Annotated in this window: 17 protein-coding genes and 1 pseudogene; 8 read left to right on the top strand and 10 right to left on the bottom strand. The window is 60.2% G+C overall.

Annotation, left to right across the window (positions count from 1 at the left end; genetic code table 11):
* Positions 1-427 precede the first annotated feature (427 nt).
* From ACT6VE_RS32820 to ACT6VE_RS32785, 8 genes and pseudogenes are all read right to left on the bottom strand, one after another.
* Positions 428-607 (bottom strand): annotated as a pseudogene (locus ACT6VE_RS32820) (helix-turn-helix domain-containing protein); the annotation flags it as partial.
* A 185-nt stretch (positions 608-792) separates the two neighbouring features.
* Complete coding sequence (locus ACT6VE_RS32815) at positions 793-1119, bottom strand: cupin domain-containing protein (RefSeq protein WP_444802414.1); 327 nt, start codon at positions 1117-1119, stop codon at positions 793-795.
* 8 nt (positions 1120-1127) lie between these two features.
* A complete protein-coding gene (gene kduD / locus ACT6VE_RS32810; protein WP_444802413.1) occupies positions 1128-1883 on the bottom strand; it encodes a 2-dehydro-3-deoxy-D-gluconate 5-dehydrogenase KduD in 756 nt (251 codons plus the stop codon).
* Positions 1880-2722 (bottom strand): 5-dehydro-4-deoxy-D-glucuronate isomerase, encoded by an 843-nt coding sequence (gene kduI / locus ACT6VE_RS32805; RefSeq protein ID WP_444802412.1) that lies wholly within the window; start codon positions 2720-2722, stop codon positions 1880-1882. The genes kduD and kduI overlap by 4 nt, the downstream gene beginning before the upstream one ends.
* Before the next feature lie 33 nt (positions 2723-2755).
* Positions 2756-3487 (bottom strand): ATP-binding cassette domain-containing protein, encoded by a 732-nt coding sequence (locus ACT6VE_RS32800; RefSeq protein WP_069062436.1) that lies wholly within the window; start codon positions 3485-3487, stop codon positions 2756-2758.
* Positions 3487-4506: an ABC transporter permease gene (locus tag ACT6VE_RS32795; RefSeq protein ID WP_444802411.1), complete on the bottom strand. Its 1020-nt coding sequence runs from the start codon at positions 4504-4506 to the stop codon at positions 3487-3489. Before ACT6VE_RS32795 ends, ACT6VE_RS32800 begins: the two co-directional genes overlap by 1 nt.
* Positions 4507-4585: 79 nt before the next feature.
* Positions 4586-5536 (bottom strand): sugar ABC transporter substrate-binding protein, encoded by a 951-nt coding sequence (locus ACT6VE_RS32790; protein WP_069062434.1) that lies wholly within the window; start codon positions 5534-5536, stop codon positions 4586-4588.
* 123 nt (positions 5537-5659) lie between these two features.
* Positions 5660-7174: an aldehyde dehydrogenase family protein gene (locus ACT6VE_RS32785; protein WP_444802410.1), complete on the bottom strand. Its 1515-nt coding sequence runs from the start codon at positions 7172-7174 to the stop codon at positions 5660-5662.
* A gap of 124 nt (positions 7175-7298) precedes the next feature.
* On the opposite strand from ACT6VE_RS32785, the gene ACT6VE_RS32780 reads away from it, so the two are divergent.
* Together ACT6VE_RS32780 and ACT6VE_RS32775 are read left to right on the top strand one after the other, a co-directional pair.
* Complete coding sequence (locus ACT6VE_RS32780) at positions 7299-8000, top strand: GntR family transcriptional regulator (RefSeq protein ID WP_069062432.1); 702 nt, start codon at positions 7299-7301, stop codon at positions 7998-8000.
* Between the two features lie 183 nt (positions 8001-8183).
* The gene (locus ACT6VE_RS32775; RefSeq protein WP_444802415.1) at positions 8184-8321 is read left to right on the top strand and encodes an integrase core domain-containing protein; all 138 of its coding nucleotides are present in this window, start codon (positions 8184-8186) and stop codon (positions 8319-8321) included.
* A gap of 142 nt (positions 8322-8463) precedes the next feature.
* On the opposite strand, the gene ACT6VE_RS32770 is transcribed toward ACT6VE_RS32775, so the two are convergent.
* Complete coding sequence (locus ACT6VE_RS32770; protein WP_444802409.1) at positions 8464-9387, bottom strand: LysR family transcriptional regulator; 924 nt, start codon at positions 9385-9387, stop codon at positions 8464-8466.
* Between the two features lie 116 nt (positions 9388-9503).
* Here ACT6VE_RS32770 and ACT6VE_RS32765 point away from each other — a divergent pair, with 116 nt between their 5' ends.
* Positions 9504-10004: a nucleoside deaminase gene (locus tag ACT6VE_RS32765; RefSeq protein ID WP_444802408.1), complete on the top strand. Its 501-nt coding sequence runs from the start codon at positions 9504-9506 to the stop codon at positions 10002-10004.
* A 46-nt stretch (positions 10005-10050) separates the two neighbouring features.
* Positions 10051-11442 carry a nucleobase:cation symporter-2 family protein gene (locus ACT6VE_RS32760; protein ID WP_444802407.1) on the top strand — a complete coding sequence of 464 codons (1392 nt, stop codon included), beginning with the start codon at positions 10051-10053 and terminating at the stop codon, positions 11440-11442.
* A gap of 391 nt (positions 11443-11833) precedes the next feature.
* On the opposite strand, the gene ACT6VE_RS32755 is transcribed toward ACT6VE_RS32760, so the two are convergent.
* The gene (locus ACT6VE_RS32755) at positions 11834-12940 is read right to left on the bottom strand and encodes a DUF4238 domain-containing protein (RefSeq protein WP_444802406.1); all 1107 of its coding nucleotides are present in this window, start codon (positions 12938-12940) and stop codon (positions 11834-11836) included.
* 306 nt (positions 12941-13246) lie between these two features.
* Between ACT6VE_RS32755 and ACT6VE_RS32750 the strand changes: the two genes are divergently transcribed.
* The 4 genes from ACT6VE_RS32750 (at position 13247) to ACT6VE_RS32735 (ending at position 17406) form a co-directional block, all read left to right on the top strand.
* Positions 13247-14938, top strand: a complete 1692-nt coding sequence (locus tag ACT6VE_RS32750; protein WP_444802405.1) for an AAA family ATPase — start codon at positions 13247-13249, stop codon at positions 14936-14938.
* 181 nt (positions 14939-15119) lie between these two features.
* Positions 15120-15749 (top strand): HNH endonuclease, encoded by a 630-nt coding sequence (locus ACT6VE_RS32745; protein ID WP_444802404.1) that lies wholly within the window; start codon positions 15120-15122, stop codon positions 15747-15749.
* Positions 15750-15850: 101 nt separating this feature from the next.
* On the top strand, positions 15851-16102 hold the full coding sequence (locus ACT6VE_RS32740) for a hypothetical protein (protein WP_444802403.1): 252 nt from the start codon (positions 15851-15853) through the stop codon (positions 16100-16102).
* Positions 16099-17406, top strand: coding sequence for an AAA family ATPase (locus ACT6VE_RS32735; protein WP_444802402.1), 1308 nt, complete (start codon positions 16099-16101; stop codon positions 17404-17406). The genes ACT6VE_RS32740 and ACT6VE_RS32735 overlap by 4 nt, the downstream gene beginning before the upstream one ends.
* Positions 17407-17459: the final 53 nt, after the last annotated feature.

Below are 17459 nucleotides of genomic sequence, written 5' to 3'. Positions count from 1 at the left end.
TGGCCGTGGCGAAGTTGCCGCCAAGATCCAAGCGCACGTGATCCTAGCGATGGCCTGACAGTCGCCCTCGACGCGAGGCGCACAGTGATTGCTGCTCTTGAGCGGAATCGAACAGTCGCCCCGTTCACCGAGCGCTGGGCAAGTTTATGATTTGATCGACGAGCGCCTCCAGCGGCTTGTCAATATAGAAGTGGATGGCATCTTAGTTCGCCGCGAGTGGTTCCACCGTCGCGAACTGGATTTCGTGAAGATTTGTCGGCATGAAGTGGTTGGCTCGCGGGCCAATGCGAGCGACGACTAGGGCCGTTGTGGCGGCAAAATGGACGAAGGCGGCGGGGCGGCGATGTCACGTCGTCAGCAAATTAATGGTTGAGGGGTAATAGGGCCTTGTCGTCGTAGATCTTGATTGTACTTCAGAGATGTTTTTTCACGCGGCCGCCGCGACGGAAAAGCGGCTGCGGTATTCGCCCGGCGACAGGCCGAGAATGCGGTGGAACACCCGGCGGAAGGCGGCCGAGTCCTCATAGCCCACCGCCCAGGCGATCTGGTCGACGGTGCGCCGGGTAAACTCCAAAAGTTCCCGCGCCTTGCCGATGCGCAGATGTTGCTGCGATCCTGCTTGGACGACAAGCTGTGCGCACTGGCGTGGGGCGAAACCAACGCGATCAAACCTTGTGATTGTTCGCGAGTGTTCCGAGCCGTTTGGCTTCGACGGCATGCAGGCAATAAAAATCACCTTCGATCGCCACTTCAGCTTCTCGGCAATGGCATTCAGAGTACCCTCGTAGAAACCTATAAAAAATCGTCGCGGCGTGGCGTAAACGTGTCAATCAGCAGGCCCGGCGTCAGTGCGACTACCCCATGAACGAGGTTCGGGGCGACGATGAAACTGCTTCCGGGGCCAAGCCGGGTGGTCTCACCATCCACCGTGACGTCAAAGCTGCCTTCGGCAACGTAGCTCACCTGCGTGTGGGGATGCGAATGCAAGGCACCGATGGCGCCTTCTTCAAAGCGGAAGGCAACGAGCATCAGTTCCGGGCGATGGCTCAGCACGGCGCGGCGGCTGCCGGGGGCGACCTCAGTCCAGACGGTGTTTTCGGACAGGGTATAGGGCTGCATATGACCTCTCATCGGGCGAGCCATCCGCCGTCGACCGGCAGGATCGTGCCATGCACATAATCGGATCCCGGGGCCGCAAGGAAGACGGCGGCGCCGGCCATGTCGTCCGCCCGCGCCCAGCGCCCGGCGGGAATGCGTTTCAGGATATCGGCGTTGCGCTCGACATCCGCCCGCAGAGCAACCGTGTTGTTGGTCTCGACGTAGCCGGGCGCAATGGCATTGACGTTGATGCCCTTGGCCGCCCATTCGTTCGCCATCAGCTTGGTGAGGCCGGCAAGGCCGCTCTTCGCCGCGGTATAGGACGGCACGCGGATGCCGCCCTGGAAGGAGAGTAGCGAGGCGATGTTGATGATCTTGGCCTTTCGCTCCGCCACGATCGCCGCCTTTGCAAAAGTCTGACAGAGGAAGAAGACGGATTTCAGATTGGTGTCGAGCACCGCGTCCCAGTCCTCTTCGGTGAACTCCAGCGCATCCGCGCGGCGGATGATGCCGGCATTGTTGACGAGGATATCAGGTGCAGCGCCCGCCTCCAAAGCCTCGGCGATGACCTTTCCGGCGATGCCCGGCTTCGCAAGATCGGCTGTGAGGGCGGCGAACCTCCGGCCTGAAGCCGTAACCTCCGCCGCAGTCTCCGTCATCGCAGAGCGCCCGACGCCGACGATATCGGCGCCGGCCCTCGCGAGCCCCACGGCGATGGCCTGGCCGATGCCGGTATTGGCGCCGGTGACGATGGCCCAGCGGCCGGAAAGATCGAACGGGTTCATCGAAGCGCTTCCATCGGCACCTTGTCCATGTCGGTGAAGCTCATATTGTCGCCGGCCATCGCCCAGATGAAGGCATAACGCCCGGTGCCCGCGCCGGAATGAATGGACCAGCCCGGCGACAATACCGCCTCATGGTTCTTCAGTACGACATGCCGCGTCTCGCCGGGTTCTCCCAGGAAGTGGAAGATGCGCGTCGCCTCCTGCATGCCAAAATAGAGGTAGACCTCCATGCGCCGGTCATGCACATGCGCCGGCATGGTGTTCCAGACGGAGCCTGGCTCGAACATCGTCAGGCCAACGAGCAGCTGGCAGCTCTCGCACACATCCGGATGCACATATTGGTTGATGGTGCGGGCGTTGGATTCTTCGGCAGAGCCCAGCACGACCTTCTTCGCCATCTCGCGCGTGATATGCACGGTCGGGCAAACACGATGGGCGGGCGCGCTCAGGAAATAGAACAGGGCCGGCTCAGCCGGGTTGTGGCTCAAGAAAGCCAATGGCCCCGCGCCCATCCCGATATAAACGGCCTCCTGAAAGCCAAGCGCGTAGTCTTTTCCACCGACGCCGACAGTGCCTGATCCGCCGATGTTGATGACGGCCACTTCCCGGCGTTCAAGAAACTGCTCCGTGCCCGTCTCGGCAACACGGTCAATCACCAGCGCTTCGGAAAGCGGCGCGATGCCGCCGACGATCATGCGGTCAAGATGGCTATAAGTGAGGTTGATCTCGCCTGGACGGAACAGCGCCTCGATGACGAAGCCGTTGCGCAGTCCCTGCGTGTCGCGCTTTGCGGCGTCCTGCGGCCCGACGACCTGTCGTACTGATACGGAAATTGTCACGGCATATGCCTCTTGCTTTCAGGTTTTCTGGGGTCAGGTGAGCACGACATATTCGGTCAGCTGGTTGATCGTCGTATCGGCCTTGTCGACATCGAACACCTTGGTGCCGTGGCTCATGATCACGAAGCGGTCGCAGACCTGGTAGGCGTGATAAATATTGTGTGTCACCAGCACGCTGGAGACGTTCTCGGCCTTGAGCTTCAGCACTTGATTGAGGAGCGCTTCCGTCTCGCGCACCGAGAGTGCCGAGGTCGGCTCGTCGAGCAGCAGCACGCGTTTCTTGAAATAGACGGCGCGGGCAATGGCGACGGCCTGCTTCTGGCCGCCCGAAAGATTGCCAACCAGCGTATCCGGGGAATCGATGCCCGAAATGTGCACGGCGTTCTGCAACACATCCATGGCGATCTCACGCATCTCGGCCTGCCGAAGGAAGCCGAAGCGGTCCGTCAGTTCGCGGCCCATGAAGATATTGCGGGTGATCGAGAGGGAATCCACCAGCGCGGTATGCTGGTAGATCGTCTCGATACCGGCATCGGCCGAGTCCGAGCGGCAGGTGAAGGCGGTCTTCTTGCCGTCGACGCTGAGGTAACCCTCGGTTGGCTTGTGGATGCCTGAGATCAGGTTGACGGTCGTCGACTTGCCTGCGCCGTTGTCGCCGAGCAGGCCCACCACTTCGCCTTCGCCGATGTGGAAGCTGAGGTTTCGGAGCGCCGTCAGCGCACCAAAACTTTTGGAGATATTGTGCAGTTCGAGAAGGTTCGACATCACGCTAGACCTCGCCGCTCGATGAGATGGTTGAAGATGGCGGCCAGCACGATCAGCGTCGCGATGAACATGTCGAGATAGAAGCCCGGTGCACGCAACAGCAGCAGCACATCCGTCATAGTGTGGATGAGCAGCACACCGAGGAAAACGCCGATGATCGAGCCGCGCCCGCCGCGCAGCGACAGGCCGCCGATGACGCAGGCGGCAATCGCCTGGAGTTCGAGGCCGGCGCCCTGTCCCGGTTGCACGCTGCCGACGCGGGCCGTGGCGAGAATGCCAGCGACCGCCGCCATGCCGCCGGCAATCGCGAAGGCGATGAGCTTGACACGATTGGTGTTGATGCCGATTGCGGTCGCGGCACCGGGATTGCCGCCCGTCGCGAAGACGTGATTGCCGAAGCGGTGGCGGTGTAGGAGCAGGTGGAAGCCGATGACGAAGAGCACGATCCAGATGAAGGCGGCATTGATGCCGAGGAACGTGCCGGAGAAGAGACTGGTGAAGATCGGCTCGGGATCAAACCGTACCTGCACCGCACCGTTGTAGAGCAGCACGGCGCCGCGCCAAAACAGCAGGCCACCAAGCGTGACGATGAACGACGGCAGGCCGAAACGCAGCGTGATGTGACCGTTGAGCAGCCCGATCAGCACGCCTGCGAGAATGCCGAGCGGCGCCGCAAGAAAGGCGCTCAGTCCCGCCTCGACGAGCGTCGCCATCAGGATGGCGGTGAAGGTGTAGACCGAGCCGATGGACAGGTCGAACTCGCCGCCGATCATCAGCACGCCGGCACCGAGCGCCAGGCAGCCAAGTACCGGTATCGCCTTCATCAGGATCGTCAGGTTCTGCGGCGAAAGATAGCGGAACTCGTTGGGATAGAGCAATGCGCCGGCAATGCAGACGATCTGCAACGTCATGAAGACGAGGAAGATCGCGCCCGCGGGCATGCCCATGATCTGCTTGAGGATGGATTGTCTCTGGGTCCGCGACCGGGGCGCGGCACTGTCTGCGAGAATAGGAGTCACGGTCTGGCACTCGATCGTTTTGGGAACAGGGGACCCGCCGGACAAACCGGCAGGTTCCCGCTCATGGCGTCAGAAAGCGCTAGCGGTAGCTGCCGATCAGCGGCTTGACCGAACTGATGCGCGACTTGTCGAGGAAGGCGCCCTGCCCCGTATCGATATCCGTGGGCGTCAGCCCGTACTTCTTGGCAAGCGCGATCTGGGCGATCGGGTGATAGCCCTGCAGGTAGGGCTGCTGGTCCATGGTCGCGAACATCGCGCCGGATTCCACCGCATTGACGATCTCGACCGCGAGGTCGAAGCCGCCAAACGGGATGTCGACACCCGCATCCTTGATGGCGCCCGCACCGACAGTCGAGGTCACAGAGCCCGTGCCGAACAGTGCTTTCACCGTCGGATTGGCGATGAGGAACTGCGCCATGATGTTCTGGGCTTCCGCCGGGTCGAGGCCGGCACGTACCGTCTCGACCTTGATGCCGGCTTCCGTCATCGCCTTCTCGATGCCGCCGCCGCGCGCGACCGCAAAGCTTGCCTCGGGAATTTCGCGCGGATTGAACACCACGTCGCCGGATTTCAAGCCGAATTCCTTGATCATCCGGTTGCCGAGCTCGTAACCGGAGGCAAACTCGTTCATGCCGACATAGGCCTGGCGGCAATTGCCCTTGGCCCCGTCGAGGTCGTCATTATTGAAGCCGATGACGACTATGCCGGCCTTGACCGCCGCGCAGATGCTCTCGTCGAAGGCATCCGACGAGGAGATCGCGACGGCGATGCCGTCGACGCCGCTCGCCGTCGCGCTCTCGATCAGGTCGTTCTGGCGTACCGGATCATTGTTGGCATATTGCACGTCGAGATCGACCCCAAACGCCGCGGCCGCGTCTTGCGCGCCCTTCACCACGGGGTTAAAGAACTGGACACTCGGATCGAGGTAGATGATCATCGTGGCCTTGACATCAGCGGCAAGCGCCGTCGATGCCAGCATGGTGGTCAGGCCCGCGGCCAATGCAGCGGTTCTCAACCTGGTCAATTTCATTTGCGTATCCTCCCTTTGGATGTGCAATGCGGGTCCAAAAGACCCAAGTCTCGGCTGGCGGGCTCCGACCAAAGATCACGCCAGCCGAGATTTTCCTCCTCATGACCGCAAGATGCGGCCCTGTTATCCGAACCAGGGCGCCGGGCGCCCGAGCGTGACGTGAACACCCTTGAACTGGGAATATTCGTCGAAGCCGTAGCGGCCGAGTTCGCGGCCAAGCCCGCTCTTCTTGTAGCCGCCGATCGGCAGCTCCGGCGTGCCGTCGATGACGCTGTTGATCCAGCAACGGCCGGCGCGAATGCGACGTATACTCTGCAGCGCGGTCTCCAGATTGGTGGACCAGACGGAGGCCGACAGGCCGAACTCGCTGGCATTCGCCATCGCTACGGCCTCGTCCGCCGTCTTGAAGGTCAGCGTCGACAGCACCGGCCCGAAGATCTCCTCCCGGGCGATCGACATGTCCGGCGTGACGCCGCCAAAAACCGTCGGTGCGTAGTAGAGCCCCGCCTCCCTGCCGACCCTTTCGCCGCCAAGCAGCAATTCCGCGCCGGAGGCGATGCCCGCCTCCACATAGGAATGCACCTTCTCGGCATGCGCGTCGGAAATCATCGCGCCGATCTTGGTGCGCTCGTTCAGCGGGTCGCCGAAGGTCACCTTGCGCGAAATGTCGAGCAGGCGCTCCATCAGCGCATCGCGAATGCCTTCCTGCACCAGAAGCCGGCTGCCGGAAATGCAGCACTGGCCGGCATTGTGATAGACGCCATAGGCGATGCCATCGGCGGCCGCATCGAGATCCGCATCGGCAAAGACGATCTGTGGCCCCTTGCCGCCCAGCTCCAGTCCGACGCGCTTGACGCTGCGAGCCGCGATCTCGCCAAGCTTGGTGCCGACGCGCACCGAGCCGGTGAAGGCGACCATGTCGACCCCCGGATCCTCTGCCAACACCTGGCCGGCCGGATCGCCATAGCCAGTGACGACGTTGAACACGCCGTCGGGTATGCCGGCTTCGCGCGCCAGTTCAGCCATGCGGATCGAGGTACCGGAGGTGAATTCCGAGGGCTTCAACACCACCGTGCAGCCGGCGCCGATGGCCCACGGCACGCGCTCGGAGGCGATGATGAAGGGGAAGTTCCACGGCGTGATGATGCCGACGACGCCGACCGCTTCGCGCAGCACGAGGCCGAGGCGGTCGTCACCGATATTGTTGTGGCTCTGGCCTTCCAGCGCGCGGGCCTGGCCGGCCGCATAGGACCATAGGTCGGCACAGAAGCCGATCTCGCCGCGCGCCTGGTTGATCGGCTTGCCGACCTCCAGGCACTCGGCAAGCGCCAGTGCTTCCTGATGCACAAGGATAAGGTCCGCCACCTTGAACATCAGGCGCGAGCGCTCGGCGCCCGACATCCGCGGCCAGGGGCCGGTATCAAAGGCTCGACGCGCCGCGGCAACAGCCTCCCGCACGTCATCGGCCGAGGCCTCGGGCCATGTACCGACCACGACGCCCGCATGGCCGGGGCTGACCCTATCGATCGTCCGGCCGGACGCCGCGTCGACAGACTTGCCATCGACAAGCATCTGGTAGCGGGATTTAATGCCGAGGCGGGGATCACTGGAATCGGGTGCGATGAAATTGGACAGCAATATCTTTCCAAGGCCGGACACGCGGTGCCGACCCCTCCCTGTTCGACCGGCTTTTTGGCCACCGGATTTCTGTTGGACTTAAGATGTATGGTACTGTATGGTGGTTTAAATTGGATGTCAACGCATGACGGCGGCGAAAGAAATGAACCTTGAATCCCTGAAGATCGACACTGGCGAAACCGCGGCGGCGCAGGTCGAGCGCGACCTGCGCGAATCGATCATCCGGCTTGAACTCGCCCCCGGCACGCGGCTCTCCGAACAGGATATCGCCACCCGCATGGGCGTCTCGCGCCAGCCCGTCCGTGAGGCGCTGATTGCGCTCGGCAAGTCGAAGCTGGTCGATATCCGCCCGAATCGGGGCACCGTCGTCGTCAGGATTTCCGCTCGGCAGATGATGGAGGCACGCTTCGTCCGCGAGGCAATCGAGACTGCCGTCGCGCGGCGTGCCAGCGAGACCTTCGACGCCTGGACGCGGCGCAAGATCGACACGATCCTCGCTCGCCAGAAGGCGGCGATGGAAGCACACGACCACAACGCCTTTCGCCGCGAGGATGAGCAGTTTCACATCGCGATAGCCGAAGGTGCCGGCTGCGGCCTCGCCTGGAACGCCATTTCGGACATCAAGGCCCATATGGACCGCGTCTGCAATCTCCAGCTCCGCCACCCCGATTCCATGACCCGGCTGATCACCGAACACGAGGCGATCATCATCGCCATCGACGCGCGCGACGCCGACGCCGCCGGGACCGCCATGCGCAGCCACCTGAACGGCATCCTGGCCGACCTGCCGCAAATCGAGGCCAGCAATCCGGACCTGTTCGAATAGGCTCACGCCCTGTTCATTTGGCTTGAGATGTAGTTGACCGCCACCTGACAGCTTGCCGACCTCACCGTTGATTGCGCAGCTATGATGAGCATCAAACAGCTTAACGACGGCGCAGCGCCGGGCTGGAATACCACTCGATCATGAACAGGTGCGCTCGATGCGGCCGAGTTCGCGCAAGGTGCTCTGACCCTTGCGGATACGCGCGATAAGCTGGAGACTTGGCGTCGATACTACAACGAGGATCGTCCTCACAGTGCAATCGGGTACAACGTCCCGATTGCCATACATAATCCCGGTGGCGCAACCAGCCCGTCATCGTGATCAGAGCCGGAAAACTCCAGTCTCCGGCGGTCCAAACTTCGGGCGCAGTGCACTGGGCTTCAGATTTTTCAACGTTCTGCCCCTCGCCTTGAAGGGATACGAACCGTCAACCCCGCTAGTCACGACCCTTTGCGTCGGGGAATTAGCGTTCGTCCTTTGGTGCTGCTCCGAAATTTTTTTGCGGCGAGAGGGGAACGCGTCGAAAGAGCGCACGGGTGCGCGTCGCCTGGAGCGACCCCAGCGGAGCATTGGCCGCCGCGCAGAGATAGAGCTTTTCCGACAGACGCCGGTTTTCGAGCTTAGCAAAGCGGAAGCGGCCCTCGGCGACGCCCGCCGCCGCATCCAGCCACGTCAGGAAGCTGATGCCCTTTCCGGCCGCGACATATTCCATGATGAGCGCGATGGAGTTGCTACGCAGCGCGATATGCGGCTCGGCATGAATGCGGTAGATCTCAGCATCGAGGCGCGGCCAGACCGACAGGCTCGTATCGGGTAGGCAGAGCGGCCGGCCTAGGCAGTTCTCGATGCGGAACGGCGGCTCGCCAGAGGGCGCCAGCGCCGCCGCATAGACCACGCCGAGATCGTAGCTCCGCTCGTCATAGACCCGAAGTTCCGGCAGGCGCGGCACGTTGAAGGCCAGCAGCGCGTCGATCTCGTTGCGGCAGAGCTGGCCGACCAGCGTGCCGGTGTCCCCAACCGAGATCTTCAGCGCAGACGGTACCGTTTCAGACTCCAGCCCCGGCAAGATATAGGGCACCAGGCACTCCATGACGCCGAGCCGCAGCGTGCCGGCACCGCTTCCGCCAGCCTGTTGGAGGGCAGCGCGCAACGCACTTTCATCGTCCAGCCAGCGCTCGGCCTGTGCCAGGAGCACCTGCCCCTGCTCCGTCAGTTGCACGCCCTGCGGAATCCGCACGAATAGCCGCGCACCAAAGGTCTGCTCGAGGATCTGCATCTGCCGGCTGAGGGCGGACGCCGACAGGTTGAGCTTTTCCGCCGCGCGGCGGATCGAACGCTCGCGCGCCACTTCGATAAAGGTAAAGAACTCCCGCGAGAATACCGACACAGCTGCCTCCGTGTGCAGTTTTTTCGCACACTATGCGCAATTCATTCTAATTGGCGCAAGCCCCCTCTTGGCGCACTCTGAATGCGGGAGTTTCAAGCGTTCAGGAGGAGTGAACAATGCTCGACAAACAGAACAAGGGACAGGCAACGGACATCGACCTGCGCAATCTGCGCGAGACGATGAAGATCGCGGAGGAAAGTCGTGCTGCCGGCAACCACCCGTTCGGCGCACTGCTGGCCGGGCCGGACGGGGCGGTGCTCCTGACCTCCGGCAACACGTTCAAGGACGACAAGGGCGTCGGCCACGCCGAGATGAATGTCGCGCGCGACGCGGCCAAGGCCTATTCGGCGGAATTCCTTGCCGAATGCACGCTCGTCACCTCGGTCGAGCCGTGCTGCATGTGCTCGGGCGGCACCTACTGGGCAGGCATCGGCCGCCTCGTCTACGGCATGACGGAAAAGCGCCTCGCGGAACTGACCGGCGACAACCCGGAAAACCTGACAATGGACATGCCCTGCGAGCATATTTTCGACGCCGGGCAGCGCAAGGTGGAGGTCGTCGGTCCCGTGGCCGCGCTCGAAGGGGAGATTGCGAAAGCGCATGAAGGCTTCTGGTGAAAACCGGGAGCCGCAGCCCTTTCCTTTCCATTCAGGAGTTCAGTCCATGTCCCGACAAGCGGACCACGGCGCGGCCACGACCGGCGCCGACGATACTGCACGGCATGTCCATCCGGTCGATGAGATCCTGCCGCCCGCCCGCATGGCGGTGCTCGCGCTCCAGCACGTGCTCGTCATGTATACCGGCGCCATCGCCGTCCCCTTCATCATCGGCAGCGCCCTCAACCTCACGCAGGCACAGATCGCCTACCTGATCCAGGCCGACCTCATCACCTGCGGCCTCGCCACGCTGATCCAGACCGTCGGCTTCTGGCGCTTCGGCGTGCGCATGCCGCTGATGCAGGGCATAACCTTTGCCGCGATCTCGCCGGTCATCGCCATCGGCAGCAATCCGGCGATCCTGGAAGCCGGGCCGAATGCCGGCCTTCAGGCCGTCTACGGCGCCGTCATCGCGGCAGGGCTCTTCGCGATCTTCATGGCGCCGCTCGGCCGCTACATTGTCAGGGCCTTCCCGCCGGTCGTCGTCGGCGCGGTTCTGACGGTCATGGGGCTCAGCCTGCTGCCGGTCGCGATCCAATATGCGGCAGGCGGTTTCGTGCCCGATGCGGGCAAGCCGGCCTATATCGGCCTCGCCTTTCTCGTGCTCGCCGTCATCGTCCTCTTGAACGTGTTCGGCCGCGGCTTCGTGAAGAACATCTCGGTCTTCATGGGCCTCGTCGTCGGTGTCGGCTTTGCCGCCGTCATGGGCATGCTTGATTTCAGCGCGGTCAAGGACGCGGCGCCGCTTGCGATCGTCACGCCCTTCCACTTCGGCCTGCCGACCTTCCATCTCGTGCCGGTGCTAACCATGTGCCTGGTGGTCGCCATCACCTGGGTAGAATCCGTCGGCGACACGATCGTCGTCGGCGAGATGGTCGGCCGGCCCGCCACGGAGCGCACCATCGCCGACCTGCTTCGGGCGGACGGCCTGTCGACCGTGCTCGGCGGCATGCTCAACTCGTTCCCCTACACCGCGTTTTCGGAAAACGTGGCACTGGTGAACATCACCGGCGTCCGCAGCCGCTGGACCGTGGCGCTGGCAGGCGGCTTCCTCATCGTACTCGGACTGTCGCCGGTGCTGGCGACAGCCATCGCCTCGCTGCCCAAGCCCGTGGTCGGCGGCGCCGGGTTCGTGATGTTCGGCACACTCGTCGTCGTCGGCATGAAGACCCTGCAGAAGATCGACTTCGACACGACCTTCAACAACTTCATGGTTGTGGGCTTGAGCGTCGCTATGGCGATGATCACCATCGTCAAGCCGGACTTCTTCCAGTTCATGCCGGACTGGTCGCAGGTGGTGTTCCACTCCCCCGTGATCATGGGCGCGGTCACCGCCATCACCATGAACGCCGCACTTAACGGGCTCAGTATGCAGGGACAGGTCGTCATGGCTCACTAAAACTCCCTCCATCGGAGCCGTAGCGACGCCTGCCGGAGGGTCGGGGCCGAAAGGTCCCGGCCTTACTATCGACATTCATGCGGCTACGTATTGCGATGCTCGACCATCACGCGAAATTTGAATTCGAGGCGATACTGAACCGATGTGGTTAAGATCAGCTCTTGAGCGGAATTGAACAGCTGGCCCTGTTATTAAAATCGCAACTCGTATTGGATTTTCTAGTCGCCACAGGAACTTGGCTTCCCTGGAGCGACCGATTTGGGACCGTGAGCCCACTGGCCGCTTTTGGTGAAAACTAGTAGCAGCAAACGTTTCGTGGCGTCAATTTCCGGTTGCCAATCGGGGACCTGTGGCGGAATGGAGATCTTTGGCATCCAACTCACGGAGACGATTACCTAAGACTGGCCTGATCAACGCCGCGTCTGGCGCGGCGGGCACGCTCCTTATAGCTCAACAACAATGGCCACACAGAGGGCGCTGGTATGTAGCGCTGTGTACGCAGTATTTCCCTGCGGTCAGGGTGGTGGACCCAACGGCCAACTACTGCGGCCGATGTATTGCTGCCGGCCTCGGTCTCTTGCAATGCCTCAACGTGATACCATGTCGCCCTGCGACCCGGCTTGGCTTTTTCGTATGTCGACGCGACCAGCGGCTGGCTGTTCCAGTCCCGAAAGTAGAGGTTGGCGTTACCGCGGACCGCCTGCAGTTCGTTGAACGCTGACACATCCGACACACGGTCGATTACTCCGAGTTCGCCCAGCCTTTTCTCTAAATGGTAGATGGCCGGGTCGAAAGACAGTAAGAGGAGCTGCGGCGTCAGAGGCATAAGGAGCATCGCGCCCGGACTGCCGAGACCAGCTCCGCCTAGGACGTCCTTTTGCAGGTGGAAGCGGTTGGTGTAGACCACCGGATCATCGGAAGTGAAGAATGGCACCCTCGTGCGATTGAGAATAAGCCGCGTTTCTAGGTGAGCCGTACCTTTGACGCTGTTCCTGAATGCGTTAAGAGCGAGCTGAAGAGCCAGCTCATGGCTCATAGATAGTCTTTCCAGCAATTCAGGCGTGGCATCGTCGGCCACCATCGCCCGCTCCGCCTCTGCTAGCCGCATTTCGCCTTCGATCCACGCTGCGCTGCGGTAGGACTGCAGCAGCATAAAGGTGTGGAGGCGTTGAATGTCGGCCTGCGTCAGCGAGTTTAGATTGCCGACGACCCGCCGCATGATATCGGCATATTTACCTTCAGGTTCCTGCAATCCCCGCTCCAGGGCGCCATCGCGGCCATAGAAATATGGTCTGGCGCACTGTCCCTTCGCCGGGGCTGATTCTATAAACCGTTCGCGGGCCATGTTGAACAGATTGATGGCAGCGCCGTTGTCGTCCGCGCAGAATGCTCGCAGATAACACCGGGGTACGAAGTGCTGGGACTTGTTGGCGGGCATGGAGGCCGGATAATCTCTCGCTTCGGCCAAAAACACAAACATGTTGTCATTCGTCGCCACACGCTACCCTCTCGAGCGTGTTTTGGCGTGACCCTTGCCACACCATAGGCGTTCAACACTTATCCCTGTCGCGCTTGAATTTAGCGGGAGCGAATCCCTGTACTGAGACGCTTAGTCGGGAGTACTTTTCTGCGCCGAAAGGGGGCAGCCCTCCGGCCGACTTTCGCCTGGGCGCCCCTTGGGAATCTCGCTCGCGTTCCGGCATAACAGCTGAAGTGTAAGGTCGCCGCGTGTAATGCTTTGGATCCGCAACTAAAACTTCATCCTTATTGACTAACGAAGTGTCGAGGAAGGAAGGGACAGGACGTGTTTCAAAATGTATTTCTCCACAACCACAGCGTCGTCGATAAGGATCTTATCGCGCGTGAAGCGACGCGTCGCGGACTTAGCGATGTAGTTTTTATTTATCCCGTATCTTCTAACGAGTGGGAAGCAATGCTGAGTGATCGTGGCCGGTTCGTCACTTTTGGACCGATCAAGATGGAGTTCTATGCGAGGTCGAATCACGCGAGACTTGAACCGGAAGATGCTATCAAGCAGCTAGGCCAAAAAAGAGACCCCAACGAGACCTATTACGCACTGACGCGAAGTTCGCCGGTATCGTTCGTGTCTTTGGGCCACGAAATGATGTCGTATCGGAAGCTCGTGGACGAAATCGGTCCCGACGTCGCCACTGAATTCCTGCTGGCTCTCCACGACTTAATGGCCTTAAAGCAATATCGGCCGAATTCCGTCGATATCAGGAATGTGGCGCTCAATAGAAGACACCTGAAGCGTATCGTCCTCAGCCCAGAGGAGATGCAGATCTACCTGCGTGGCCACCAGATCCTGACGATGTCAGAGAGAGCTGCGATCTCCTTGTCGCAGCCGCATTTTCGGATGGGCTTCAAGAGCCGGAGCAGTCAGATCCAAGACGTCACTTTCGAATTTGGGACGGTGTCGGACCTCGGCGCAAGAACTGCTGTGCTAATCGGCAAGAACGGGATCGGCAAGAGCCACTTCCTGCGCGAGGTGGCCAATTTGATGCTCGAACCGTCGCACGATCTATTCGCCGACCCGCAAGCTGACCAGTTTCGATCGTCGCGCCTACTCTGCTTCTTCACCGGGCCGCGTGTCTCCAAGGCGTTCCCGCGACAGACCGCACAGCGCCGGCACAACGGATATCGGGTCTTCAATCTTCAGGATGACCCGCGCTCAAATAACGTTCGTGCGATCGACGCGGTTATTGAGTTGATCACGGCCGATGAAACCATAGCGGAGCGAAAGCGACTGACGATTTTTCAGGAAAGTGTCAAAAGCGTCCGCAAAAATGAACCGCTTTACATATGGCATGACAGGCACGGCCCTATCGACGTGATGCGCGTTCGCTTCGACGATGACGGGGGGATCGGCGCGGTGGAGTACTTCGATATCGCCGGCAACAAGCATCGGCAATCGCTTGAAGAATTCGCCTTCATCATCGACACTACGAGAGGCCTTCTGACAACTGGAACGCGTGCGCTGAGTTCCGGCGAGGAGGCCTATGTCCGCTTCTGCGCGTTCTCGTCGCTTCACATCGAAAACGGCTCGGCTGTGCTGATGGACGAACCCGAGGTCTATCTACATCCTCAGTTCATCGATGCGTTGATGGGCGCGCTTCACCGCCTTCTCGAACTTACCGGCTCCGTGGCGTTCATTTCGACACATTCAGCCTATGTAGTCCGGTGCGCAGAGGAAAATCTCGTCTACCTGATGCGAGAACCAATCGACGGTTTCTACCCGGGATTAGACATTGAATTTACTAAACCTCGCATGAGAACATTTGGCGCCGATGTCGGTATGATTTCTCTCTTCGTCTTCGGAGAAGATGAAATGGCGACGACCGAAGATCGCGCACGCGCCTATGCCAGCCTTTTCACGCTCACGAATTCAGCCGAAGAGATAGTCCGCGTCCTTGAGAGCCGAACGTCGCCTGATCTGATTTCCAAAATATTGAATGCCAATGCGTCACGTCACTAAGCCGGCAAGCTGCCAATCGGTAAATGTTGTTGAGACAACTCGGCAAAAAGACCTTCGCTCCTATCCGCATCTTTTAAAGTTCGGTTTGAGGGTCGCACGTGCCGCAGCCCGCTATGATGCCCACCAAGGTAACCCCTTAGTCATCCGGCCGGCTCGACTGAGCACGACGGAGAAGGACGAGTTGCTTCTTCTCTATAAAGATCCGCCCAAAAAACTCGACTACATTCCGGAGATGCGCAAGGCGCTCGCCGGGGAGACATGCCCCATGTGCGGCGGACAGGATCCGGTTACGCTGGACCATTTCCTACCTAGAGCGACCCACACGGAGTTCGCACTTCTTTCCTACAATCTCGTGCCAGCGTGCGCCTGCAACTCGCGTCGAGGTCGCGTCGTCGCAGATGAGGCACAGGGCTTGCGGCTTCTTCACCCTTATTATGACGTCTGCCTGAACCAACCTCTGTTCACATGCGACTTTAATCCTGCCGATCACGTCCCAACCTTTGAGACACGGCTGTTGCTTGCGGAAGACGATCCGCACTATGCGAATGTTGGCTTCCATATCCAAAGCGTAGTGCTGAAAACCAATATCCGGACCTTCCTGGCGAAGCGTTGGCAAAAGCTCAGGGAGTTTCCCGACGACATGCTTTTTGGAAATCGGTCGCATCGTGAAAGCGTCGCGCGCTTCCAAGCCTATCTCATAGGCCTGTCTACGAGTAAGTCTCGTGTGGAAGGTCCGAACGCATGGGAAACTGTGTTCTTCAGATCCATTGCTGAAGAGAGCGTCGCTAGCTGGATCTTCAACAACACATAAATTGGGATACAGAACCTTAACCCTGATGACGCTTGCGCTCTAGATATTTCCCTTTACGTTCGTTGGCGAATTATTCTAGATTTCCCGCATAGGGGGAATTTATGCCAGCATCACTTCCGCAATTCACCATCGATGACGCAGAGTCAGTCGACCAAAATCTCCAACGGTTTGGCGAGCTCTTGAAGCAGCTTGATCCCGAGTTGGGCGCAATGCTGGCTTTGAAGTTGCTCGACCTAGCGGATCGAGAACCAAGCGATCTCCCCTCTATCTGGCAATCTTTCTTTCAAAGCCTGATACCTGCAGCCGTTCAAGTCGACGCTGTCGGCGGAGCAGAGGGCGGAAATCGTCAATGACTGGATGGCTGCTCAAGGAGCTATCGATCGAAGGATTTCGGGGGATCAACAATAATGGCGCCCCCCTTACACTCAAGTTCAAGTCAGATCGGATCAATTCCGTCTTCGCTCAGAATGGCGTCGGTAAAAGCTCGATTTTCGACGCGCTGACATATGCGTTGACAGGACGTATCGCGAGACTTGCGGAACTGCCCACCGCAGAAGGCGGTGAACGCTATTATCAGAACCGGTTCCATCCGACCGGCATCGGTACGATCGGTCTCACCGTAACCCCAGAGGTAGGTGGGGCCGACGTCACGATTACCGTCGTGCGACAACCTGACGGGGCTCGTACCGCATCGTGCAGCGATGGTCAGGACGCCGATGCTTTGCTCGCGGAGCTCAATCGAGAGTTCGTTCTGCTAGATGCGCGCACCTTCCAGCGGTTCATCGACAACAAGCCCTTGGAGCGTGGCCGAAGTTTCGCCGGCTTGCTGGGTTTGGGGAAGTTCTCAACACTCCGGCAATCCCTGAAAGCTCTCGCGAATACCAGGGCCTTCAACGGTCACGCCGGCACCGCCGCACGTAACGCAGAGATAATTCGGGCCAAAGGACATGTGCAAACCGCAAACACGCAAATCCGCGAGGCGTTTCTTGTGCTTGTCGGCGAGCAGCTGGGCCCTGCCTTGTCAAAGCAGGACTTCGACACCAAGGTGCATGGCGCACTCGCCAATATCGAGATCCTTAAAGATCATTGCACCGGGAAGAGTTTTTCCGAGATCAATCCCGATGATTGTCTCACCACAATAAAGGCCGCGGAAGGTGGCGCAGAGAAGGAAAAGCTGTCCGAGTTGATCCGCTCGGAAGCAACGCTTTCCGAAGCGATCAAGCTCATACCCGCGATCGAGCATGTCGAGACGCTGTCCAAGATCGCGAGGAAACGGGATGATGCTCTTTCCCAGACCCAAGGCGATCATTTTCTCCACTTGTACAAAGCCGCCTCGGCTATCGTGGACCAAGAGAGATGGGAAGATAAACACCTCTGCCCACTCTGCGACATACGCGGCGAAAGCTCTCTTCCCGACCGTGTCACGGCCAAGACCGCCCACTATACGACCGTTACCGAAGCGAGCGACGAGCTAAAGGCGGAATGGAAAGCGCGAGCGTGGGATGACGTGACTAGGTTGGAGGCGCTGGTCCTAGCGAAGGAAGAAGCACCGCTCATCCAACCTACCGGCGCGGCGATAAAGGACGGGAAATTCGATTTAACGACCGCCGAAGCGCTGGAAGTAAGGCTTCGCATTGTCCGTCGTCAAATGAACTGAGATTTTTTTGGCCTTGGAAGAGTGGATTTTGCGGCTCGGTCGCGGGTTGATTT

Source organism: Shinella sp. (genome assembly GCF_052438155.1).
In the GTDB taxonomy this organism is placed as follows: Bacteria; Pseudomonadota; Alphaproteobacteria; order Rhizobiales; family Rhizobiaceae; genus Shinella.
Note: the sequence above shows the minus strand (reverse complement) of the source record. Positions and strands in the feature narration are given on the sequence as shown.

Bases quoted from the DNA above. Each gene is read 5' to 3' on its own strand.
- ACT6VE_RS32815 (WP_444802414.1), bottom strand. From the start codon at position 1,119: ATGCAGCCCTATACCCTGTCCGAAAACACCGTCTGGACTGAGGTCGCC.
- kduD (WP_444802413.1), bottom strand. From the start codon at position 1,883: ATGAACCCGTTCGATCTTTCCGGCCGCTGGGCCATCGTCACCGGCGCC.
- ACT6VE_RS32800 (WP_069062436.1), bottom strand. From the start codon at position 3,487: ATGTCGAACCTTCTCGAACTGCACAATATCTCCAAAAGTTTTGGTGCG.
- ACT6VE_RS32790 (WP_069062434.1), bottom strand. From the start codon at position 5,536: ATGAAATTGACCAGGTTGAGAACCGCTGCATTGGCCGCGGGCCTGACC.
- ACT6VE_RS32780 (WP_069062432.1), top strand. From the start codon at position 7,299: ATGACGGCGGCGAAAGAAATGAACCTTGAATCCCTGAAGATCGACACT.
- ACT6VE_RS32765 (WP_444802408.1), top strand. From the start codon at position 9,504: ATGCTCGACAAACAGAACAAGGGACAGGCAACGGACATCGACCTGCGC.
- ACT6VE_RS32760 (WP_444802407.1), top strand. From the start codon at position 10,051: ATGTCCCGACAAGCGGACCACGGCGCGGCCACGACCGGCGCCGACGAT.
- ACT6VE_RS32740 (WP_444802403.1), top strand. From the start codon at position 15,851: ATGCCAGCATCACTTCCGCAATTCACCATCGATGACGCAGAGTCAGTC.
- ACT6VE_RS32735 (WP_444802402.1), top strand. From the start codon at position 16,099: ATGACTGGATGGCTGCTCAAGGAGCTATCGATCGAAGGATTTCGGGGG.